Here is a 22,160-nt window from a genome sequence, read left to right on the forward strand (position 1 = left end):
GGGCCGCCGGCGCCGGAGCAGCGGCCGCGGGGGCCGGAGCCGGAGCGGCGGGAGCCGGAGCCGCGGCCGGAGCGGCACCCGGGGCGCCGATCACGGCCAGCCTGGCGCCGACCTCTGCCGTCTCGTCCTCGCCGACCACGATCTCCAGCAGCACACCGGAAGCCGGGGCCGGGATCTCGGTGTCGACCTTGTCCGTGGAGACCTCGAGCAGCGGCTCGTCGGCCTCGACGCTCTCGCCGACCTGCTTGAGCCAGCGGGTGACGGTGCCCTCGGTGACGCTCTCGCCGAGCGCGGGGAGGACGACGTCCGTACCGGTGGCGCCGCCCGCGGGGGCAGCCGCCGCCGGAGCCGGTTCCGGGGCCGGAGCGGCGGGCGCCTGCTCGGCCGGAGCCGCGGGGGCCGGGGCCGGAGCGGCCGCGGCCGGAGCGGCCGGGGCCTCGGCGGCGGCGGGGGCCGGAGCCTCGGCAGCGGCACCGCTGCCGTCGTCGATGACGGCCAGCTCGGCGCCGACCTCGACGGTCTCGTCCTCGGCGACCTTGATGGACGCGAGGATGCCCGCGGCGGGGGCCGGGATCTCGGTGTCGACCTTGTCGGTCGACACTTCGAGCAGCGGCTCGTCGGCCTCGACTCGCTCGCCCTCGGCTTTCAGCCAGCGGGTGACAGTGCCCTCGGTGACGCTCTCGCCGAGCGCCGGAAGGGTTACGGAAACCGACATGGTTTCAGTTGCTCCTAACGGATGGGGTCTCCCCAGCTCGCGCGGAGCGCCGAGCGAGGGGACGTGGAAGTGTCGTCGCGCCCGAGGGGCTCAGTCGTGGGAGTGCAGGGGCTTGCCCGCGAGTGCCAGGTGGGCCTCGCCGAGCGCCTCACTCTGCGTCGGGTGCGCATGGATGAGCTGCGCGACCTCGGCCGGCAGAGCCTCCCAGTTGTAGATCAGCTGAGCTTCGCCGACCTGCTCGCCCATACGGTCACCGACCATGTGGACGCCGACCACGGCACCGTCCTTGACCTGGACGAGCTTGATCTCGCCCGCGGTCTTCAGGATCTTGCTCTTGCCATTGCCCGCGAGGTTGTACTTCAGGGCGACGACCTTGTCCGCGCCGTAGATCTCCTTGGCCTTGGCCTCGGTGATGCCCACGGCGGCGACCTCGGGGTGGCAGTACGTCACCCGGGGCACGCCGTCGTAATCGATCGGAACGGTCTTCAGACCGGCCAGCCGCTCTGCCACCAGGATTCCCTCGGCGAAGCCGACATGCGCGAGCTGCAGCGTGGGGACGAGGTCACCGACCGCCGAGATGGTGGGCACGTTCGTCTGCATGTACTCGTCGACCAGGACAAAGCCGCGGTCCATCGCGACGCCCTGCTCCTCGTAGCCGAGACCGGCGGAGACGGGGCCGCGGCCGACGGCGACCAGCAGTACCTCGGCCTCGAAGGCCTTGCCGTCCGCGAGGGTGACCCGCACACCCTCGGCGGTGTACTCGGCCTTCTCGAAGAAGGTGCCCAGGTTGAACTTGATGCCGCGCTTGCGGAACGCGCGCTCAAGAAGCTTCGAGCTGCTCTCGTCCTCGACCGGCACCAGGTGCTTCAGGCCCTCGATGACGGTGACGTCGGAACCGAAGGACTTCCACGCCGAGGCGAACTCGACGCCGATGACGCCGCCGCCCAGCACGATCGCGGACTGCGGGACGCGGTCCATCTTCAGCGCGTGGTCCGAGGAGATGATGCGGTTTCCGTCGATCTCCAGGCCCGGCAGCGACTTCGGTACGGAGCCGGTGGCGAGGAGGACATGACGGCCCTGGACGCGCTGACCGTTGACGTCGACAGAGGTGGGGGAGGACAGCCGCCCCTCACCCTCGATGTAGGTGACCTTGCGGGAGGCGATCAGACCCTGGAGACCCTTGTACAGGCCCGAGATCACCTCGTCCTTGTACTTGTGGACGGCTTCGATGTCGATGCCCTCGAAGGTGGCCTTGACGCCGAACTGGTCGGCCTCACGTGCCTGGTCGGCGATCTCGCCGGCGTGCAGCAGAGCCTTCGTCGGGATACATCCGTTGTGCAGGCAGGTGCCGCCGACCTTGCCCTTCTCGATCAGGGCGACGTCCAGGCCCAGCTGAGCTCCACGCAGCGCCGCAGCGTAACCGCCGCTACCACCGCCGAGGATCACTAGGTCGAAAACGGTGCTGGCGTCGTTCGCCACGTCACGTCCTCCATGCATGTGCGCCGGTCGCCGGCCTTCGATGACCGGGCGGCGGCTGGTGTTCGGCCGCTGTTTCGTCGGCCCTGTGGTGGGGGCCCTGTCCTGCCGAGAACCCATCTTCGCACTTGTTGACGGGAGGCGGGACGCGGGGCCGGAGTCTGGGACGGCCCATCGACCGTCCCAAGGGGTTACTGGCCCGTACGAAAGAAAGTACGGATTCCGTTGAAAGCGAACGTAACAACACTTACGGCCCCGGACGTATGCCCGGGGCCGTACAGAGATGAACGCCTCAGTCCCCGGCCTCAGCCCAGATCGCCGGCGGCGGTGCGCTCGGCGAGCTTGACGAGGGTGCGGACCGAGGAGCCGGTGCCGCCCTTGGGGGTGTAGCCGTACGGCGCACCTTCGTGGAAGGCCGGGCCCGCGATGTCCAGGTGCGCCCAGGTGATGCCCTCGCCCACGAACTCCTTCAGGAAGAGACCGGCCACCAGGCCGCCGCCCATCCGCTCACCCATGTTGGCGATGTCGGCGATGGGGGAGTCCATGCCCTTGCGCAGCTCGGCGGGGAGCGGCATCGGCCAGGACTGCTCGCCGACCTCCTCGGCGATCTCGTGGATGGAGGTACGGAAGGCCTCGTCGTTGGACATGATGCCGAAGGTGCGGTTGCCGAGAGCGAGCACCATCGCGCCGGTCAGCGTCGCGACGTCCACGATGGCGTCCGGCTTGTCCTCGGAGGCCCTCCACAGCGCGTCGCCCAGGACCAGACGGCCCTCGGCGTCGGTGTTGAGCACCTCGACCGTCTTGCCGCTGTACATGCGCAGGACGTCGCCGGGGCGGGTGGCCGAGCCCGACGGCATGTTCTCGGCGAGCGCGAGCCAGCCGGTGACATTGACGGCGAGGCCCAGGCGGGCGGCGGCGACCACGGCGGCGAACACCGCGGCGGCGCCGCTCATGTCGCACTTCATCGTCTCGTTGTGGCCGGCCGGCTTGAGCGAGATGCCGCCCGAGTCGTAGGTGATGCCCTTGCCGACCAGGGCGAGCGTCTTGGCCGCCTTGGAGTGGGTGTAGGTGAGCTTCACCAGACGCGGCGGGTTCTGCGAACCCTGGCCGACGCCGAGGATGCCGCCGAAGCCGCCCTTGGCGAGCGCCTTCTCGTCGAGCACCTGCACCTTGATGCCGTGCTCCTTGCCGGCGGCGGTGACCGCGGCGGCGAAGGACTCGGGTGTGAGGTCGTTCGGCGGGGTGTTGATCAGGTCGCGGGCGCGGTTGATCTCCTCGGTCAGCGCGATCGCGCGCTCGGCCGCGGCCTTGTGCGCCTTGTCGCGCGGCTTGGCGCCGAGCAGGGCGACCTCGCCGAGCGGCAGCTTCGCCCCTCCCTCAGAGCCTCCGGCCTGGGAGGTGCCCCCACCGTTCTTGGAGTCCTTCGCGTCCTTGTCGCTGCCCCGGTAGACGGTGAAGGCGTACGCACCGAGGAGCGCGCCCTCGGCGATGGCCTCCACGTCCTCGGCCGCCTCGACCGGCAGAGCGAACGCGGCCTTCTTCGAGCCGGTCAGCGCACGGGCCGCGGCGCCCGCGGCACGCCGCAGCGACTCGGCGTTGTACGCCTCGTCCTTCTCCGGCACCGCGCCGAGGCCGACCGCCAGGATGACCGGGGTCTTGAGCCCGGAAGGGGCGGGGAGCTTGGTCACCTCGCCCTCGGCACCGGTGGCGCCGAGGGTATCCAGAACGGAGGCGAGCTTTCCGTCGAACGCCTTGTCCACGGCCTCGGCGCCGGGCGCGACGACCGGGCCCTTGGCGCCCTTCGCGACGCCGACCACGAGGGCGTCGGCGCGCAGCGTCGCCGCGCCGGCAGTGCTGAGAGTGAGAGCAGTCACGGTGGTGAAATCTCGCTTCCGTTGAGTTCCGGGGCCGTAAGGGGGTGGATCGACACCCCACGCCGGACAAGAGCCTACGCGCGGTCACATGGGTCGCTCACTGCGGCGGCGGTTCACTCGTCCGTGCCGCGGGCCCCGCGGCACATCGGGCCCGCTGCCGCGGAGGCGTCGGCGGGCTGCGGGGCGGGCTGTCGGGCGAGGCTGCCGGGCGGGCTCGTCTGTGCTCTGCTTTGCCGTGCGACCGCGCACCGCGCGCCGCCACACCGCGCACTGCCCCGCCCGAAGCCCGAGCCGTCGGGCCGTTCACCGCGTCGGCCCCGCCGCCGGCACCGAGAACGGCCGTGGGGCACACCCTCCCGCACGCACTGGAGCCGGCCCTGTGAGACGCGTACCGCTGCCGCTCCTGCTCCTCCTCTTCCTCTTCGTGCCGGCGGGCTGCACCTCCCCGCCCGACGGCAAGCCGCCCGCCGATCGCTGGCGGCCGGAGCCGGGCCTGGCCTGGCAATGGCAGCTCAGCGGCAAGCTCGATCCGGCCGTGGACGTGCCGGTGTACGACATCGACGGCTTCGACCACCCGAAGTCCGCGGTCGACGATCTGCACCGCCGCGGCCGCAAAGTCATCTGCTATCTCTCCACCGGCGCGTGGGAGGATTTCCGCCCGGACGCCGCGAAGTTCCCGAAGTCCGTTCTCGGCCGCGGCAACGGCTGGGACGGCGAGCGCTGGCTCGACATCCGGCGTACGGACATCCTCGAACCCCTTATGGCCGAGCGCATCGACATGTGCCGGGCCAAGGGCTTCGACGCGGTCGAGCCCGACAACATGGACGCGTACGCCAACCCCACCGGCTTCCCCATCACCGCGACCGACCAGCTCCGCTACAACCGCCTGATCGCCCGCCTCGCCCACGACCGTGGGCTGGCCGTGGGCCTGAAGAACGACCTCGACCAGATTCCGCAGCTGGTGGGGGACTTCGACTTCGCGGTCAATGAGCAATGCGCGCAGTACGACGAGTGCGAGCGGCTGACGCCGTTCATCAGCGCGGGCAAGGCGGTCTTCCACGTCGAGTACGAGCTGACGACGGATGAGTTCTGTCCAGGGGTCCGGCGGCTGAAGCTCAGCTCGATGCTGAAGAAGTACGAGCTGGGGGTCTGGCGGCAGCCCTGCTAGCGGCCGAGCACCAGCGCGACCAGGCAGACCGTCGCCGCCGTCTCCGCCAGCGCGCCGAACACGTCGCCCGTCACTCCGCCGAAGCGTCGTACGCAGTGGCGCAGCAGGAGTTGGGCCGCGCCGAGGCCCGTCAGTACCGCCAGCGCGTGGTGGACCGCGCCGCCGTAGCCGCCCGCTGGCGCGCCCGCCGCCGCGCAGGCCGCGGTGACCAGGGCGGCGACGGCGAGCCCGGTGCGTACGGGAACGACTTGGGCGACCACCGCGCCCAGGCCTTCGGGGCGGGCCGCCGGGACGCCCTTGCGTGAGGCCAGGGTGAGGGCGAGGCGCGCGGTCACGCCCGAGACCGCGGCGCCCACCGCGCCGTACGTCCAGCCCTCGGCGTACAGCTCGGCCACCGCCGCGACCTGGGCGAGGAGCACGAACAGCAGCGTGATGACCCCGAACGGCCCGATGTCCGACTGCTTCATGATGCGCAGCGCGTCCTCGGCAGGCTTTGCACTGCCCAGGCCGTCGGCCGTGTCGGCGAGGCCGTCCAGATGGAGGCCGCGGGTGAGCGCGGCCGGGACGGCGACCGTGGCTGCTGCGGCGAGCAGCGGGCCGGAGCCCAGCAGCGTCATCAGACCACCGGCGCACCCGGCGAACAGGCCGACGACCAGCCCGGCCAGTGGCGCCGACAGCATTCCGGCGCGGGCCGCGGCGCGGTCCCAGCGGGTGATGGGAACCGGGAGCGCGGTCAGGGTGCCGAAAGCGAAACGAATGCCGTCGCGTATGCCATCGCGTATGCCGTCACGTGCGCCGTCGAAAGGAGTCATCGCGCGCAGGCTATCCGGGCCGGAGTGACGGTAAATTGCGCATAACGCGCAAATCGGGAGCGGGTGGCATGGGATGGGTCACTGGTTTTACCGCAACATCGTCGAGCCGGGAAAGCTCCCGATGCTGCTCGCGCTGGCCTCCTTCGTCATCACCTTCCTGGCGACCCGTACGATCACCCGGCTGATCAGGGCGGGCAGAGGGCCGTTCAAGAACGTGTCGCCCGGCGGCATGCACATCCACCATGTGGTCCCCGGCGTCATCCTGACCGTGATCGGCGGCTTCGCGGCGCTGGGGAGCTCCGAGCACGGCCCCTCCGCGGCGATCTGCGCGGTCATCTTCGGGATCGGCGCGGGCCTCGTACTCGACGAGTTCGCGCTCATCCTCCATCTCGACGACGTCTACTGGACCGAGCAGGGCCGGCAGAGCGTGGAGGTCGTGGTGCTCACCGCCGCCCTGGCGCTGCTCGTTATCAGTGGCTTCTCACCGCTCGGCGTCAACCAAATGACCCCCGACGAACGCCAGGACCGCGCCTCGCTGATCGCGACACTGGCCGTCAACTTCCTCCTTGTGCTCGTCGTGCTGTTCAAGGGCAAGCCGCGGATGGCCCTCATCAGCGTTCTGCTGCCGTTCGTGGCGATCTTCGGGGCGGTACGGCTGGCCCGGCCGGCCTCTCCCTGGGCGCGCCGCTTCTACCGCAAGCGGCCCAAAGCCCGCGCCAGGGCCCGGCTGCGCTCCTTCCACCACGACCTCCGCTGGGACCGGCCGCGGCGCAAGTTTCAGGACCTGATCGGCGGCGCGCCCGACCGGCTGCCCGTACGCAAACGCTGACGCCTGCGTCGCCGCAGCAGCGTCGAGAGCGCGCACACCACGAGCACCGCCGCGATCGCCGCGAGATGCTCCTTGCCCGCGAGGTTGTTCTTGACCAGTACCTCGACGACCATCGACACGATCAACAGCGCCACGGTGAACCAGGCCCTGAAGCGCCAGCAGACGACGACCGCGAGCCCGACGACCGCAGCCGACGGGCCGGTGTCGACGATCTGCGCGTCGGAGGCGGGCAGCCCGAAGAGACCGTCGGGGCCGAGCGCGATGCCGATCCGCGCGTACGTCGTCCCGGCCAGCGTCGACACGTACGCGATCACCAGCGTCCGCCACCGGCCCAGACAGATCTCCGCGACCCCGAACACCAGCAGTACCTGCGCCAGCGCACCCCACACCGGCAGATCCAGCGCCGGTACGAACAGCGACAGCGGGGTGCGCAGCAGGGCCACCCAGAGCGGGTCCTCGGCCTCGACGAAGCCGATGTCGTGGACCAGGCCGATACCCCACGACTGGTTCTGCACCAGCTGGAAGAGCGCCGTGAGGCAGAACGCCCCGAGCGTCATCGGAACGGCCCGCCACTTCTTGGTGACGAGCGCCGTCCGCAGGGTCGCGTACAGCGGCCCCCACTCGCGGCGCGCGAAGGCGCTCACCCTTGTCAACGACCGGTCTCCAGATGTCTGCGGTGCATCCACTTGGGCAGCCCGGGCGCCTCCAGGAAGCCCTCGGCGCGGCCCGCCGCGAGGCCGATGCGCAGCAGGTCGGCACTCTTCTCAAAGAGCATGAAACGTGGCTCCCAGATGGGTCGGTACTTGGCGTTGGCGCGGTACAGGGACTCGATCTGCCACCAGCGGGAGAAGAAGCTGAGGAGCGAGCGCCACAGCCTCAGCACCGGACCGGCGCCGAGCTTCGAGCCACGTTCGAAGACCGACCTGAACATCGCGAAGTTCAACGACACCTGTGTGATCCCGATCTCATCGGCGCGCTGAAGGAGTTCGATGACCATGAACTCCATCAGGCCGTTCTCCGAGTCCCGGTCACGCCGCATGAGGTCGAGCGAGAGCCCCTGGGGCCCCCAGGGCACAAAGCTCAGCACCGCACGCAACTGGCCCTCGCCGTCCGTGCATTCGAGCATCACGCAGCGGCCGTCGGCCCGATCGCCGAGCCGCCCCAGCGCCATCGAGAAGCCCCGCTCGGTGGCTCCGTCGCGCCAGTCGTCGGCGCGCGCGAGCAGTATGTCCATCTCCGCCTGCCCGATCTCCTCGTGGCGGCGGATCCGCACCTCGTACCCGGCGCGCTCGACCCGGTTGTAGGCCTGGCGCACGGTCCGCATCGCGCGGCCGTCGAGCGTGAACTCGTCGGTCTCGACGATCGCCTCGTCGCCCAGCTCCAGCGCGTCCAGGCCGTGGCGCGCGTAGATGGTGCCCGCCTCCTCGCTGGCCCCCATCACGGCCGGGATCCAGCCGTGTTCACGCGCCTCGGCGAGCCAGGGGTCGATCGCGCCCGGCCAGGCCTCCGGGTCGCCGATAGGGTCGCCCGACGCGAGCGAGACTCCGCCCACCACGCGGTAGGCGACGGCGGCCTTCCCGGTCGGGGACCAGACGACGCTCTTCTCGCGGCGCAGTGCGAAGTAGCCGAGCGAGTCCCGGTCGCCGTGGCGTGCCAGCAGCGCGCGCAGCCTCTCCTCGTCGCCCTCGGTGAGCGGGTCGACGACCCGTCGGGAACGGAACGCCGCGTACAGCACGGCGAGAAGCAGCAGGGTGGAGAGGACGTTGATGGTGACGTTGACCCACCCGGGTGTGCTGATCCCGGCGAAGAGGGAGTCGTCGGCGGCCAGCGACACCAGTCGCATCGCGCCGTAGCGCCAGCGCTCCAGGAAGGTGGAGTGGCCGGCCGAGGTGTTGGTGGCGGTGACGAGTATCGCGGCGAGCAGCGAGGTGACGAGCAGCCCGCCGACCGCGACGGCCGCGGCCAGCTTGGGGTTGGCGCGGTCCCCCTTCGCGTAGAACTCCCGTCGCCCGAGCACCAGGGCCAACACGAAGCCGGCCGTCAGGGCGAGCGAGATCCAGTTCTGCGTGTGCTCACGGACGTCCGGGTCTACGGCGATCGCGAGGGCGAAAAGCAGCAGGAAGATTCCGGCCAGTACGGAGTTGAGGATCCAGGCGGCCCGCTTGCGGCGGCGCATGGTGATCGCCAGGAAGAGGGTGAAGGCCCCGGACGCGAAGCCCGCCGTGAGCAGATACGGCGTGAAGAAGTCGTCGATGTTGTGCCGCCGAAGGTCCTGGCCGAGGGAGACCCAGACGGCGCTCAGGAGGTTGACGAAGGTCACGGCCCGCAGATACCAGACGGCGAATGCCGCGCTGCGCCGCGAGCGGACGGTGCTTCGGCCCGTGCTCCGGCTCGTGGCTGTACCCGTACCCGTACCCGTACTTGTACCGGTACCTGTACGCGTACCTGCTCCCGCACTTGTACGTGTACTCGGGCGCGCCTCTTCGGTGGACAAACGGACCTCTCCCATGAAACGTGATGATATGGGGCGTCACACGTCGTAGTGGGCGAGGGGTGGCCGCCCGGTCGGAGCGGCCGCACCGGCCCCGTCAGTCCGTTTCGCTCTCCACCGGCTCCGTGCGCTCCGGCAGTTCGGCCGCGAGCGCGGCCGACGCCTGGACGAGGGGGAGTGCGAGCAGCGCCCCGGTTCCTTCCCCCACAGTGACGCCGTGATCGAGCAGCGGGTTGAGCGCCATGCGGTCGAGCGCCTTCGTCTGCGCTGGTTCGCCGGTCACCTGGCCCGCCAGCCACCAGTCCGGCGCGCGGAACGCCGCACGCTGCCCGACCAGCGCACACGCCGCCGATACGACTCCGTCGAGGATCACCGGCATCCGGCGTACGGCGCTCTGCAGCAGGAAACCCGTCGTCGCGGCCAGATCCGCGCCGCCCACCGCCGCCAGCAGCTCCAGCTGATCGCCGAGCACCGGCCGGGCGCGGCGCAGCGCGTCACGGATCGCCGCGCACTTGCGCATCCAGGCCAGATCGTCGATGCTCGCGCCGCCGCGGCCGGTCACCACCGAGGCGTCCGTGCCGCACAGCGCGGCGATCAGCGTCGAAGCGGGCGTGGTGCCGCCGACGCTCAGATCGCCGAGTACGACCAGGTCGGTGCCGGAGTCGGCCTCCTCGTCGGCGATCGCCATGCCCAGGCGTACGGCCGCCTCGGTCTCCTCGATCGTCATCGCGTCCTCGATGTCGATACGTCCGCTGCCGCGCCGCACCCGGTGGCGTACCACCTCGTCCGGCAGCAGCTCCGGGTCGCAGTCGAGCCCCGCGTCGACGACCCGCACCGGCACGCCCATCCGGCGGGCCAGCACGGCGACCGGGCTCGCGCCCTCCAGCGTGGCGCGCACCAACTCGTGCGCGGAGCCCGACTCCCGGCCGGATACGCCCAGTTCGGCCACTCCGTGATCACCGGCGAACAGCACCACGCGCGGCTGCTCGATGGCCTTGACCGGTACGGACGCCTGCGCGGCCGAGAGCCACTCGCCCAGTTCGTCGAGCCGGCCGAGGGCGCCGGGCGGGACGGCCAGCCGCTCCCGGCGCTCTTCGGCGTCACGCCGCATGCCGCTGTCGGGACGCTCGATCAGGTCGGAGAAGTCATCGAGATTCAGCCTGCTCATTCGCCGAACAGTACCGGCAGCGGGGCCGCGCCCCGGCAGCGCCCGTCAGCTGCGCAGCACGAGGGCCTGACCTGCGACGACCAGCAGAACGTGCTCGCACTCGGCGGCGAAGGCGGCGTTGAGGCGGCCCAGTTCGTCCCGGAAGCGGCGCCCTGAGGCGGTGGCGGGCACGACGCCGCTGCCGACCTCGTTGGTCACCGCGACGACGGTGCGCGTGGTCTGCCGTACGGCGGCGACGAGTTCGGCGACCCGCTCATGCAGCTCGCGCTCGCCGTGCGCCGCCCAGGTGGCGTCGTCCCAGGCGCCCACCCGGTCCATCGCGTCGGTCAGCCACAGCGAGAGGCAGTCGATCAGCACCGGCGGCCCCTCGTCGGCGAGGAGGGGTACGAGATCGCAGGTCTCGGTCGTACGCCAGGAGCCCGGACGCCGCTCGCGGTGCAGGGAGACCCGGGCGGCCCACTCGGCGTCCCCCTCGCGCTTGCCGCTCGTCGCGACGTACAGCACCTCGGGGAAGGTCTCCAGCCTGCGCTCGGCCTCCAGGGACTTGCCCGAGCGGGCGCCGCCGGTGACCAGGGTGCGGCGGGGGATGTCGGGCACGGCGTGGTACTCGCCGACGATCAGCGTCGTCCCGTCCGGTACGGCCCGCGCGCCCGCGGCGGCGAGCCGCCGGGCCAGCTCGGGGGCGCCGCCGGTGATGTCGTGGTCGATGTGCACGGCGATGATGTCGGTGGTCGCGCCGATCGCGCCGGTGGCGCGCAGCCGGGCGATCGCGTCGGGCCGTCCGATGACATCGGCGACGACCATGTCATACGCCGCGCGGCCCTCCGCGAAGCCCGCGGGCGCGCCGCCCGGCGGCAGATAGAGCAGCCGCTCGCCCTCCAGCGACGCCACCTCGTACCCCGTGCCCGGGCTGTCCATCGGGACAGCCCGCACCCGGTGCCCGCTGATCAGCGTCAGCTCCTGCCCGTCCGGCACCCGCCCGGCGGCGGGCAGCCCGGCGGGCAGATCGACGGCGGGCCCGTTGTGCGGATGTGTAAGCAGCACCTGCCGTACGCCGACGAGCGAATGCCCGGCCCGCGCGGCGGCGAGGGCGGCGCCCGGGGTGAGGTCGAGCAGCAGGGCCCCGTCCACGAGCAACGCGGTGGCGGCCCGCGCGGACGCCCCGCGAGCGGTGGCGCAGGCGGCGCAGGGGCAGTCGGGCCGGGGGAGTCCGGCGGGGGCGCCGGTGCCGAGCAGAGTCAGTTCCACGTCACGATCCTCCCGCGTCACCGCGGGCCGTGCGCGCCCGGCTACGCTGCGGGCAGGAAAGAGATCACTGGTGGACCCTGGGAGGCGGACATGGCATGGACGTGGCGGTTCGAGAACTCCGAAGGATCGGAGGTCCAGCCGGCGGTGCAGCCGGAGGAGTTCACGACACAGGGCGACGCGGAGTCGTGGATCGGTGAGTTCTGGAAGGACTTGCTGGAGGGCGGCGCGGAACAGGTGGTGCTGTCGGAGGACGGCGCGAAGGTGTACGGGCCGATGAGCCTGCGGGCCAACGAGTCGTAGGGGGCGCGGAGCGCGGGCCCCGGGGTACGCGGGGCGCGGGTCCTGGGCGGTTTGGGGTGCGGGGGTCGCGGTGCGGAGCCGTCCCCTGTGCCCTGGGCCGCGGGGGCGAGTCCTGGGCGTTCGGGGGTTGCGTGAGGTTGCGGGGGTGCGGGTCCTGGGCATTCGAGGATGCCCGAGCCCGCGGGGTGCGGGTTTGGGGCCGCTCCGGGGCTCGCCATCCGGCTGCTTTCCTCACCGCGCTTCGCGCGAGTTGCGCCGCTTTACGTCCCGGACACGACCCCTGCGCGTCCCCCTGCCGGTGAAGGCCCTGGGCGTCCCGTGTGCCGTACGTGCCGGCCGGGAGTGCGCTGCGTGTGATGTGCGGCTCCGCCGGCATGGTTACCGCGCTTCGGGCGAGTTGCGCCGCCGCTTTACGTCCGGGCGCGACCCCTGCCGGTGAAGGTCCGGGGCGCTCCGCGTGCCGTACACCCAAGACGGGCGCGGCGCGAAGTTGCCGCGTGGCCGGGGGTGTTGGGCTTGGTTCCGGTGGTATCCGGGGACACCTCCGCGGCCACATCGCGCAGCGCCGGCTCCCCGGACAGCGGTTGTCACCTCAGCGAGGACGCGCAAACCCCCGGAACACCTGAGCGGTTGCCCGGATCAGCCGCGTACGCCGCACAGATGCAGCAGGGCCGCGACCCCGCGGTACGGATCCGTGCGCCCCGCGCGATCCTCCGCGGCGAACAGCCGCTCCAGTTCGTCGGCGGCGGGCAGTTCGGTCTTGTTCGCTACGTTGTCGGTGAAGACCCGCACCCCGTACCAGGCGTGCAGCGGCGCCGCGATCCCCGCCAGCGTTGCCGTCAACGCGTCGAGCCGGTCCGCGCGCACCACGAGCCCGAGCCGGTTGGTGTACGTGCCCGAGTCGAAGGCCGTCAGCGTGCCGGTCCAGTCCCCGGCCAGCCCCGGCCGCATGGCCAGCGCGTCCGCGTTCCGTACTAGCAGGGAGAGCAGGCCCCCGGGCGCCAGCATCCTGGCCAGGCCCGCGAGCATCGCGTCCGGTTCCTGGACGTACATCAGCACGCCGTGGCACAGCACCACGTCGAAGCTGCCGGGCAGAAAGTGCACCCCGGTGTCCCGGCCGTCGCCCTCGATCAGCCGCACCCGTTCACGGATCCCGGCCGGCTCGCCGGCGAGCGACTCATGGGCCGCCTTCAGCATCTCGGGAGCGGACTCCAGCCCGGTCACCGTGTGCCCGGCCCGCGCCAGGCGCAGCGCCTGGGTGCCCTGGCCCATGCCGACGTCGAGGATCCGCAGCCGCTGCCCGACGGGGTATCTGGCCGCTATCTGCTCATCGAGCTGACGGGCGACGAGCTCTTGGCGGACGGTGTTGCGCAGTCCGCCGAGCCCACTGAGCCAGTTGGCCGCAGCGCCCTCGAAGCCGATCGTGCTCAGGGCCGCTCTCCGCGCTTGACCTGCGGCTTCGGCAGACGCAGTCGGCGCATCTGGAGCGTACGCATCAGGCCGTAGGCGAGGGCGCCGCGCTTGGGCTCGTTCGGGAACCGCTCGTTCAGCTGCTTCTTCAGGCGGAACGACAGACCGATCGAGTCGACGATGATCAGGACGATCACGCCGAGCCAGAGCAGCAGAGCGATGTTCTGCAGGGAGCCCACCCGGACCATGCTCAGGACCAGGATCACCACCGCGAGCGGCAGGAAGAACTCCGCGATGCAGAAGCGCGAGTCGACGAAATCGCGCACGAACCGGCGGACCGGTCCCTTGTCACGGGCCGGCAGATAACGCTCGTCGCCACTGGCCATTGCCTCCCGCTGCCTGGCCAGATCCGCGCGGCGGGTCTCCCGCTGGCGCTTCGAGGCCTCCTTGCGGTCGGCCGGCGCGCTGGAGGCACGGCGGCGCTGGGTCTGGGCCTCACTCCGCTTGGGCGTGGGGCGGCCCTTCGGGGCCTCGGGATCACGGGGCTGCTTGGAGAGGTCCAGCGGCACCTTGGCGGTGGGGGACTTCTCTTCGTTGGAACGGCTACCAAACACAAAGCCCAAGGGTACGGGGTGGAAACACATCGGCCCAACGACAGTGGGGAACGATCCCGCAACACCGAGCGTCTGTAGGGGACAGAAGCCCGGCGGAAGCCGGACAGAGCGGACGTCGCACAGGGTTTCCCTGACGGTCACCTACTCCTTGGGCCGGATCGGAGCCCTGAGCAGTCGTCCTTGGGGAGGAGCGCATCCGCGCTCGAACAGTGCGGTAATGGATGCAGGGCCCGTACTGTGGGTTCTGTTGGAGTGCTGAAGCTGAGTCCGTCAGAAGGGGGCGCGCGAAGCCCATGAGCGGTGTCATGAAGCGTATGGGGATGATCTTCCGCGCGAAGGCAAACAAGGCCCTTGACCGGGCCGAGGATCCGCGCGAGACCCTCGATTACTCGTACCAGAAGCAGCTGGAACTGCTGCAGAAGGTGCGCCGCGGAGTCGCCGACGTGGCGACCTCCCGCAAGCGGCTCGAGCTGCAGCTGAACCAGTTGCAGGGACAGTCCACCAAGCTGGAGGACCAGGGCCGCAAGGCACTGGCGCTCGGCCGTGAGGACCTGGCGCGTGAGGCGCTGTCCCGCCGGGCCGCGCTCCAGCAGCAGGTCACCGACCTGGAGACGCAGCACCAGACGCTGCAGGGCGAGGAGGAGAAGCTCACCCTCGCCTCCCAGCGGCTGCAGGCCAAGGTCGACGCCTTCCGTACGAAGAAGGAGACCATCAAGGCCACCTACACCGCGGCCCAGGCCCAGACCCGGATCGGCGAGGCCTTCTCCGGTATCTCCGAGGAGATGGGCGATGTCGGCCTGGCAATCCAGCGGGCCGAGGACAAGACCGCCCAGCTGCAGGCACGGGCCGGCGCGATCGACGAGCTGCTCGCCTCCGGCGCCCTGGACGACCCGTCCGGGATGGCCAAGGACGACATCGCCGCCGAGCTGGACCGCATCTCCGGTGGTACGGACGTAGAGCTGGAGCTGCAGCGGATGAAGGCCGAGCTCGCGGGCGGCTCGACCTCGAAGCAGGCCATCGAAGGCGGCAAGACCGAACAGCAGGATGCCGCTCCGCAGCAGAACACCCCGCACAAGTTCGACAAGCAGTAGGGACTCGTCATGATCGTGCGGATCATGGGGGAGGGCCAGCTGGTGCTGGCGGACAGCCACTTCGCCGAGCTGAACAAGCTCGACGACGAGCTGCTGGCCGAGATGGAGAGCGGCGACGGCCCCGGCTTTCGCCGGACTCTCCACGCGCTCCTGGAAAAGGTCCGCGAACTCGGCGAGCCGCTGCCGGACGACTCCCTGGAGCCGTCCGAGCTGATCCTCCCGGCCTCGGACGCGACCCTTGAGGAAGTGCGGCAATTCCTTCGCGACGACGGCCTGATCCCTGGCTGACGCTCGCACTCCAACAGACAGCGGCGCCCCGCTCCGGCCGGTCCGGAACGGGGCGCCGGTTTGTTCCGGTGTTCCGGGCCGCCGTGTCCGGGAGGTACGCGGCCCTCGCGACACGCCGTACCGTTGCTGGATGTGACCTTGACTGCCACCTGGTTCGCCCGCACCCAGCGCTGGCTCCGCGCGCATCCCCTGGCGTTCGACGGCGCGCTGGCGGTGGCGGTATTCCTCTGTATGCTCGCCGGCTCCTTCGCCGACCCGAACGGACGGCACGGGCCGGAGTTCGGAACCCGCACTCCCGAACTGCTCAGCGTGGTGCTGATGGTGCTGGTGAGCGGCGCCCTCGTCTTCCGCAGGCGCAACCCGATGGCCGTGCTCGTGTTCACCACCGCGGTCTCCGTCGTCGAGCTGGTCGCGAGCGATCCGCCGGCACCGGTCGCGATGAGCGCCGTGATCGCGCTCTACACCGTCGCCTCCCGCACCGACCGGCCCACCACCTGGCGGGTCGGCCTGCTGACCATGACCGTGCTGACCGGCGCCTCGATGTTCTTCGGTTCGACCCCCTGGTACACGCAGGAGAACCTCGGCCTCTTCGCCTGGACCGGTATGGCGGGGGCCGCGGGAGATGCCGTACGCAGCCGCCGTGCCTTCGTCGACGCGATACGGGAGCGGGCCGAGCGTGCCGAGCGCACCCGCGAGGAGGAGGCGGGCCGCCGGGTCGCCGAGGAGAGGCTGCGGATCGCCCGCGACCTCCACGACGTCGTCGCGCATCACATCGCCCTGGTCAATGTGCAGGCCGGTGTCGCCGCCCATGTCATGGACAGACGTCCCGACCAGGCCAAGGAAGCCCTCGCGCATGTACGGGAGGCCAGCCGCTCGGCGCTGAACGAACTGCGTGCCACGGTCGGCCTGCTCCGCCAGTCCGGCGACCCGGAGGCCCCCACCGAACCGGCCCCCGGCCTCGATGTGCTCGACGAGCTGGTCATCACCTTCCGGCAGGCCGGTCTGCCGGTCGAGGTGGCCCGCTGCACCGACGGCATCCGGCTGTCGGCCGCCGTCGATCTCGCCGCGTACCGGATCATCCAGGAGGCGCTGACCAATGTGCAGAAGCACGCGGGCTCGGACGCCAAGGCCGAGGTGAGCGTGATCCGGGTCGGGCAGACGCTTGAGGTCACCGTGCTCGACAACGGCGCGGAGACCGACGGGCAGACGGACGGTGGCGGCCACGGTCTGCTCGGCATGCGCGAGCGCGTCACCGCACTCGGCGGCGCCCTCACCGCCGGGCCCCGCTACGGCGGCGGCTTCCGGGTACAGGCGATACTTCCCCTCATGGCCCGTACGGGGGAGGACAGATGACGATCAAGGTGCTGCTCGCCGACGACCAGGCGCTGCTTCGCAGCGCCTTCCGGGTTCTGGTGGACTCCGAACCCGACATGGAAGTGGTCGGGGAGGCCGCGGACGGCGCCGAAGCGGTCGCCCTGGCCCGCTCCACCAAGGCCGACGTCGTCCTGATGGACATCCGGATGCCCGGTACGGACGGTCTGGCCGCGACCCGCACGATCAGCGCGGACCCGGAGCTCGCCGATGTACGCGTCGTCATGCTCACCACCTTCGAGGTGGACGAGTACGTGGTTCAGTCGCTGCGGGCCGGGGCCTCGGGCTTCCTCGGTAAGGGCGCGGAACCGGACGAACTGCTCAATGCCATCCGCATCGCCGCGGCAGGCGAGGCGCTGCTCTCCCCGGTCGCGACCAAAGGCCTGATCGCCAAATTCCTTGCGCAGGGCGGCACTTCGGACGACGGGTCGGAGTCCCCGGCGTACTCCGAGCGGCTCGCCGCGCTCACCGGGCGCGAGCGCGAAGTCCTCGTCCTGGTGGCCGCCGGGCACCCCAACGACGAGATCGCCGAGCGGCTCGAAGTCAGCCCGCTGACCGTCAAGACCCATGTGAACCGGGCGATGGCGAAGCTCGGCGCCCGCGATCGCGCCCAACTGGTGGTCATCGCGTACGAATCGGGCCTGGTACGTCCAAGGGTGGAGTGAGCGGGCGGCTCGGCGTACTCCAGCTGCGGTATGCGCGAGATAAGGAACTGGACCTGGGGTCGACGGTTAGGCCCTCTCGAATGCCTGATCGTATGAGTGGGCTCCTGACTGCCTGCCGAATCCTTCCTGCCGCTCATGCCACAGAAGAGAGACCCCATGTCCTGGCTGTCCAGATTCAGCCTGTCGCAACGGGCCTTGACAGGTCTGATCTCGATCGTCGCGATCGTCTTCGGAGCGATCGCCATCCCGCAGCTCAAGCAGCAGCTGCTGCCCTCCATCGAGCTCCCGATGGTGTCGGTGCTCGCTCCCTACCAGGGCGCGTCTCCCGATGTGGTCGAAAAGCAGGTCGTCGAACCGCTCGAAAGCAGCATCAAGGCCGTCGACGGCATCAAGGGCATCACCTCCACGGCGAGCGAGGGCAACGCCGTGATCATGGCCAGCTTCGAGTACGGGGACGGCACCAAACAGCTCGTCGCCGATGTCCAGCAGGCCGTGAACCGGGCCCGCACCCAGCTGCCCGAGGATGTCGACCCGCAGGTCGTCGCCGGTTCGACGGACGACATCCCGACCGTCGTCCTCGCCGTCACCTCCGACAGGGACCCGCAGGCACTGGCCGACCAGCTCGAACGCACCGTCGTACCGGCGCTCCAGGACATCGACGGCGTCGGCCAGGTCTCCATCGACGGCGTCCAGGACCTCCAGGTCTCCGTCACCCCCGACGACAAGAAGCTCGCGGCGGCGGGCCTGAACACCATGGCGCTCGGCGAGGCGCTGAAGGCGGGCGGCGCGACCATGCCGGCCGGCTCCTTCGCCGAGGACGGCAAGAGCCGCACGGTCCAGGTCGGCGGCGGATTCACCACGCTGAAGCAGATCGAGGACCTGCGGATAGCGCTGACGCCTCCCGCGGACGGCAAGCCCGTACGACTCGGTGATGTCGCGACGGTCAAGCAGACGCCGTCGACCGCGGTCTCCCTGACGCGTACCAACGGCAGGCCGAGCCTCGCCGTCCTCGCCACCATGGACAACGACGGCAGCGCCGTCGCCATCTCCGACGCGGTCCGGGACAAGCTGCCCGGACTGCGCAAGGACCTGGGCTCCGGCGCCGAGCTGACCGTCGTCTCCGACCAGGGCCCGGCGGTCTCCAAGGCGATCTCCGGTCTGACCACCGAGGGCGCGCTCGGCCTGCTCTTCGCGGTGATCGTGATCCTGGTCTTCCTGGCCTCGCTCCGCTCGACGCTGGTCACCGCGGTCTCCATCCCGCTGTCCGTCGTCCTCGCGCTGATCGTGCTGTGGACCCGTGACCTGTCGCTCAACATGCTCACGCTGGGCGCGCTGACCATCGCGATCGGCCGGGTCGTCGACGACTCGATCGTGGTCCTGGAGAACATCAAGCGGCACCTCGGCTACGGCGAGGAGCGGCAGAGCGCGATCATCACCGCGGTGAAGGAGGTCGCGGGCGCGGTCACCTCGTCCACCCTGACCACGGTCGCCGTCTTCCTGCCCATCGGCCTGACCGGCGGCATGATCGGCGAGCTGTTCGGCTCGTTCTCGCTGACCGTCACCGCGGCCCTGCTGGCCTCGCTGCTGGTGTCGCTGACCGTGGTACCGGTGCTTTCGTTCTGGTTCCTGCGCGCGCCGAAGGCCGTACGGGGGATCGACCCGCAGGAGGCCCGGCGCAAGGCGGAGGAGAAGGAGGCGCGCAGCCCGCTGCAGCGGCTCTACGTCCCGGTGCTGCGCTTCGCGACCCGGCGCCGCCTCACCAGCGTCGCGCTCGCGATCGTCATCCTGGTCGGCACCTTCGGCATGGCCCCGCTGCTCAAGACCAACTTCTTCGACCAGGGCGAGCAGGAGGTCATGTCCGTCAAGCAGGAGCTGCCCCCCGGTACCAGCCTGGAGGCGTCCGACGCCTCCGCGAAGAAGGTCGAGAAGGTCCTCGACGGCATCGACGAGATCAGGGACTACCAGGTCACCGTCGGCTCCTCCGGCTTCATGGCGGCCTTCGGCGGCGGTACGGGCGCGAACCAGGCGTCGTATCAGCTGACCCTGAAGGAGGCGGCCTCGTACGAGAAGGCCCGTGACCGCATCGACGAGGAGCTCGGCAAGCTCGAAGGCATCGGCGACACGACGATCGCGGCGGGCGACGGCTTCGGCAGCCAGGACCTGAGCGTCGTGGTGAAGGCGTCCGACGCGGACACCCTGAAGAAGGCGTCGGAGGCGGTACGGACCGAGGTGGCGAAGCTCGACGACGTCACCGACGTACAGAGCGACCTGGCGCAGAGCGTCCCGCGGATCTCGGTCAAGGCGAACGCCAAGGCGGCTGACGCGGGCTTCAACGAGACGACGCTGGGTCTGGCCGTCGGCCAGGCAGTGCGCGGTACCCCGTCGGGCAAGGCGATCCTGGACGACACCGAGCGCGATGTCGTGATCACCTCGGCGAAGCCGGCACGGACGCTGGCCCAGCTCCGGGCGCTGCCCCTGGGACCGGTGAAGCTCGGCGACATCGCTGAGGTGAAGCTGGTGCCCGGACCGGTCTCGATGACCCGGATCGACGGCTCGCGGGCCGCGACGATCTCGGCGAAGCCGACGGGCGACAACACGGGCGCGGTCAGCGCCTCGCTGCAGAGCAAGCTGAAGTCCCTTGACCTCCCGGAGGGCGCGACCGCGACGATCGGCGGGGTCTCGGAGGACCAGGACGAGGCGTTCGCCTCGCTGGGGCTCGCGATGCTGGCGGCGATCGCGATCGTCTTCATGTTGCTGGTGGCGACGTTCCGCTCGCTGATCCAGCCGCTGATCCTGCTGGTCTCGATCCCGTTCGCGGCGACGGGCGCGCTGGGGCTGCTGATCCTCACCGGCACCCCGATGGGTGTCCCGGCGATGATCGGCATGCTGATGCTCATCGGCATCGTGGTCACCAACGCGATCGTGCTGATCGACCTGATCAACCAGTACCGCTCGCAGGGTCTGGGCGTGGTGGAAGCCGTCATCGAGGGCGGCCGCCACCGGCTGCGCCCGATCCTGATGACGGCGCTCGCGACGATCTTCGCGCTGCTCCCGATGGCACTGGGCGTCACGGGCGAGGGCGGCTTCATCGCCAAGCCGCTGGCGGTGGTGGTGATCGGCGGCCTGATCACCTCGACGATGCTGACGCTGCTGCTGGTGCCGACGCTGTACGCGATGGTGGAGCTGCGTAAGGAGCGCCGCGCGAAGAAGAAGGCGGCGAGGCGGGCTGCGAAGTCGGGCGGTCCGGCGGACCAGACGGCCAAGGAGTCCGCGGCTCCGGAGCCGGCCCAGGTCTGACACGGTCGACGCAAGTAAGGGGCGTCCGCAATGGCGGACGCCCCTTACACATGCCCGGGCGGGCGCTACGGCAGCGCCAGCATCCGCTCCAGCGCCAGCTTCGCGAAGCTCTCCGTCTCCGTGTCGACCTGGATCCGGTTCACGAGTTTGCCCTCCGCAAGCGACTCCAGCGCCCACACCAGGTGCGGCAGGTCGATGCGGTTCATCGTCGAGCAGAAGCAGACCGTCTTGTCGAGGAAGACGACCTCCTTGTCGGGGTGCGCGTTCGCGACCCGGCGGACCAGGTTGAGCTCGGTGCCGATCGCCCACTTGGAGCCGGCCGGGGCCGCCTCCAGCGTCTTGATGATGTACTCCGTCGACCCGACGTAGTCCGCGGCCGTCACGACCTCGTGCTTGCACTCCGGGTGCACCAGGACGTTCACGCCCGGGATGCGCTCCCGAACGTCGTTGACCGAGTCCAGCGAGAAGCGGCCGTGCACCGAGCAGTGCCCGCGCCACAGGATCATCTTCGCGTTGCGCAGCTGCTCGACGGTCAGTCCGCCGTTCGGCTTGTGCGGGTTGTACAGGACGCAGTCGTCGAGCGACATGCCCATGTCCCGTACGGCGGTGTTCCGCCCGAGGTGCTGGTCCGGCAGGAACAGCACCTTCTCGCCCTGCTCGAAGGCCCAGTCCAGCGCGCGCTTGGCGTTCGACGAGGTGCAGATCGTCCCGCCGTGCTTGCCGGTGAAGGCCTTGATGTCCGCGGAGGAGTTCATGTACGAGACGGGCACGACCTGCTCGGCGATGCCCGCCTCGGCCAGCACGTCCCAGCACTCGGCGACCTGCTCGGCCGTCGCCATGTCGGCCATCGAGCACCCGGCGGCAAGGTCGGGCAGGACGACCTTCTGGTCGTCGGAGGTCAGGATGTCCGCGGACTCGGCCATGAAGTGCACACCGCAGAAGACGATGTACTCGGCCTCCGGCCGCGCCGCGGCGTCCTTGGCCAGCTTGAAAGAGTCCCCGGTGACGTCGGCGAACTGGATGACCTCGTCGCGCTGGTAGTGGTGGCCGAGGACGAAGACCTTGTCCCCGAGCTTCTCCTTGGCTGCGCGAGCACGTTCCACGAGGTCCGGGTCGGACGGGGACGGCAGGTCGCCGGGGCACTCGACACCGCGCTCGCTCCTGGGGTCGGCTTCACGGCCGAGCAACAGCAGGGCGAGCGGCGACGGCTGGACGTCGAGCTCCGGGCGGGCTTGGGCGGTGGTCACGACACGCACCCTTTCTTTTCTGCAGACAGACCTTCTCGTCTATTTGACGCTATCTATCATAACTGCTTCACGTCACTTTGACGATGGCGATAGCGT

Annotated in this window: 19 protein-coding genes; 8 read left to right on the forward strand and 11 right to left on the reverse strand. The window is 70.4% G+C overall.

Annotation, left to right across the window (positions count from 1 at the left end; all coding sequences use genetic code 11):
- The 3 genes from J7E87_RS31015 to J7E87_RS31025 all read right to left on the reverse strand — a co-directional run.
- Positions 1 to 715: biotin/lipoyl-containing protein (locus tag J7E87_RS31015; protein ID WP_285427438.1), on the reverse strand; the 715-nt coding region annotated here is incomplete at its 3' end.
- Positions 716 to 805: 90 nt separating this feature from the next.
- Positions 806 to 2,194 carry a dihydrolipoyl dehydrogenase gene (gene lpdA / locus J7E87_RS31020; protein ID WP_215097938.1) on the reverse strand — a complete coding sequence of 463 codons (1,389 nt, stop codon included), beginning with the start codon at positions 2,192 to 2,194 and terminating at the stop codon, positions 806 to 808.
- Positions 2,195 to 2,496: 302 nt separating this feature from the next.
- Positions 2,497 to 4,065 (reverse strand): leucyl aminopeptidase, encoded by a 1,569-nt coding sequence (locus tag J7E87_RS31025; RefSeq protein ID WP_215097939.1) that lies wholly within the window; start codon positions 4,063 to 4,065, stop codon positions 2,497 to 2,499.
- A gap of 379 nt (positions 4,066 to 4,444) precedes the next feature.
- Between J7E87_RS31025 and J7E87_RS31030 the strand changes: the two genes are divergently transcribed.
- Complete coding sequence (locus J7E87_RS31030) at positions 4,445 to 5,233, forward strand: endo alpha-1,4 polygalactosaminidase (protein WP_215097940.1); 789 nt, start codon at positions 4,445 to 4,447, stop codon at positions 5,231 to 5,233.
- On the opposite strand, the gene J7E87_RS31035 is transcribed toward J7E87_RS31030, so the two are convergent.
- The gene (locus J7E87_RS31035; protein WP_215097941.1) at positions 5,230 to 6,045 is read right to left on the reverse strand and encodes an adenosylcobinamide-GDP ribazoletransferase; all 816 of its coding nucleotides are present in this window, start codon (positions 6,043 to 6,045) and stop codon (positions 5,230 to 5,232) included. The two genes, J7E87_RS31030 and J7E87_RS31035, sit on opposite strands and share 4 nt — an antisense overlap.
- A 73-nt stretch (positions 6,046 to 6,118) precedes the next feature.
- Here J7E87_RS31035 and J7E87_RS31040 point away from each other — a divergent pair, with 73 nt between their 5' ends.
- A complete protein-coding gene (locus J7E87_RS31040) occupies positions 6,119 to 6,874 on the forward strand; it encodes a hypothetical protein (RefSeq protein WP_215097942.1) in 756 nt (251 codons plus the stop codon).
- Here the strand turns inward: J7E87_RS31040 and J7E87_RS31045 are convergent.
- The 4 genes from J7E87_RS31045 to J7E87_RS31060 form a co-directional block, all read right to left on the reverse strand.
- Positions 6,823 to 7,527 carry a hypothetical protein gene (locus tag J7E87_RS31045; protein WP_215097943.1) on the reverse strand — a complete coding sequence of 235 codons (705 nt, stop codon included), beginning with the start codon at positions 7,525 to 7,527 and terminating at the stop codon, positions 6,823 to 6,825. The genes J7E87_RS31040 and J7E87_RS31045 overlap by 52 nt on opposite strands.
- Positions 7,524 to 9,383 carry a phosphatidylglycerol lysyltransferase domain-containing protein gene (locus J7E87_RS31050; RefSeq protein WP_215097944.1) on the reverse strand — a complete coding sequence of 620 codons (1,860 nt, stop codon included), beginning with the start codon at positions 9,381 to 9,383 and terminating at the stop codon, positions 7,524 to 7,526. Before J7E87_RS31050 ends, J7E87_RS31045 begins: the two co-directional genes overlap by 4 nt.
- A gap of 79 nt (positions 9,384 to 9,462) precedes the next feature.
- Complete coding sequence (cobT, locus tag J7E87_RS31055; RefSeq protein ID WP_215097945.1) at positions 9,463 to 10,533, reverse strand: nicotinate-nucleotide--dimethylbenzimidazole phosphoribosyltransferase; 1,071 nt, start codon at positions 10,531 to 10,533, stop codon at positions 9,463 to 9,465.
- 45 nt (positions 10,534 to 10,578) lie between these two features.
- On the reverse strand, positions 10,579 to 11,781 hold the full coding sequence (locus tag J7E87_RS31060) for a bifunctional adenosylcobinamide kinase/adenosylcobinamide-phosphate guanylyltransferase (RefSeq protein ID WP_215097946.1): 1,203 nt from the start codon (positions 11,779 to 11,781) through the stop codon (positions 10,579 to 10,581).
- Between the two features lie 90 nt (positions 11,782 to 11,871).
- Between J7E87_RS31060 and J7E87_RS31065 the strand changes: the two genes are divergently transcribed.
- Complete coding sequence (locus tag J7E87_RS31065; protein ID WP_215097947.1) at positions 11,872 to 12,081, forward strand: hypothetical protein; 210 nt, start codon at positions 11,872 to 11,874, stop codon at positions 12,079 to 12,081.
- Positions 12,082 to 12,720: 639 nt separating this feature from the next.
- On the opposite strand, the gene J7E87_RS31070 is transcribed toward J7E87_RS31065, so the two are convergent.
- Together J7E87_RS31070 and J7E87_RS31075 are read right to left on the reverse strand one after the other, a co-directional pair.
- Positions 12,721 to 13,455 (reverse strand): bifunctional 2-polyprenyl-6-hydroxyphenol methylase/3-demethylubiquinol 3-O-methyltransferase UbiG, encoded by a 735-nt coding sequence (locus tag J7E87_RS31070; RefSeq protein ID WP_251018274.1) that lies wholly within the window; start codon positions 13,453 to 13,455, stop codon positions 12,721 to 12,723.
- Between the two features lie 53 nt (positions 13,456 to 13,508).
- The gene (locus tag J7E87_RS31075; protein ID WP_308313143.1) at positions 13,509 to 14,060 is read right to left on the reverse strand and encodes a DUF3043 domain-containing protein; all 552 of its coding nucleotides are present in this window, start codon (positions 14,058 to 14,060) and stop codon (positions 13,509 to 13,511) included.
- A gap of 350 nt (positions 14,061 to 14,410) precedes the next feature.
- Between J7E87_RS31075 and J7E87_RS31080 the strand changes: the two genes are divergently transcribed.
- From J7E87_RS31080 to J7E87_RS31100, 5 genes are all read left to right on the forward strand, one after another.
- Positions 14,411 to 15,196, forward strand: coding sequence for a PspA/IM30 family protein (locus tag J7E87_RS31080; RefSeq protein WP_215097949.1), 786 nt, complete (start codon positions 14,411 to 14,413; stop codon positions 15,194 to 15,196).
- A 9-nt stretch (positions 15,197 to 15,205) separates the two neighbouring features.
- The gene (locus J7E87_RS31085; RefSeq protein ID WP_215097950.1) at positions 15,206 to 15,484 is read left to right on the forward strand and encodes a hypothetical protein; all 279 of its coding nucleotides are present in this window, start codon (positions 15,206 to 15,208) and stop codon (positions 15,482 to 15,484) included.
- 123 nt (positions 15,485 to 15,607) lie between these two features.
- A complete protein-coding gene (locus J7E87_RS31090) occupies positions 15,608 to 16,837 on the forward strand; it encodes a sensor histidine kinase (protein WP_251018269.1) in 1,230 nt (409 codons plus the stop codon).
- On the forward strand, positions 16,834 to 17,520 hold the full coding sequence (locus J7E87_RS31095) for a response regulator transcription factor (RefSeq protein WP_215097952.1): 687 nt from the start codon (positions 16,834 to 16,836) through the stop codon (positions 17,518 to 17,520). Before J7E87_RS31090 ends, J7E87_RS31095 begins: the two co-directional genes overlap by 4 nt.
- 156 nt (positions 17,521 to 17,676) lie before the next feature.
- Positions 17,677 to 20,817, forward strand: a complete 3,141-nt coding sequence (locus J7E87_RS31100; RefSeq protein ID WP_215098019.1) for an efflux RND transporter permease subunit — start codon at positions 17,677 to 17,679, stop codon at positions 20,815 to 20,817.
- 65 nt (positions 20,818 to 20,882) lie between these two features.
- Here the strand turns inward: J7E87_RS31100 and nadA are convergent, their stop codons facing one another.
- On the reverse strand, positions 20,883 to 22,073 hold the full coding sequence (nadA, locus tag J7E87_RS31105; RefSeq protein WP_215097953.1) for a quinolinate synthase NadA: 1,191 nt from the start codon (positions 22,071 to 22,073) through the stop codon (positions 20,883 to 20,885).
- Positions 22,074 to 22,160: the final 87 nt, after the last annotated feature.

It is taken from the genome of Streptomyces sp. ISL-1 (genome assembly GCF_018614585.1).
Classification (GTDB): domain Bacteria; phylum Actinomycetota; class Actinomycetes; order Streptomycetales; family Streptomycetaceae; genus Streptomyces; species Streptomyces maoxianensis.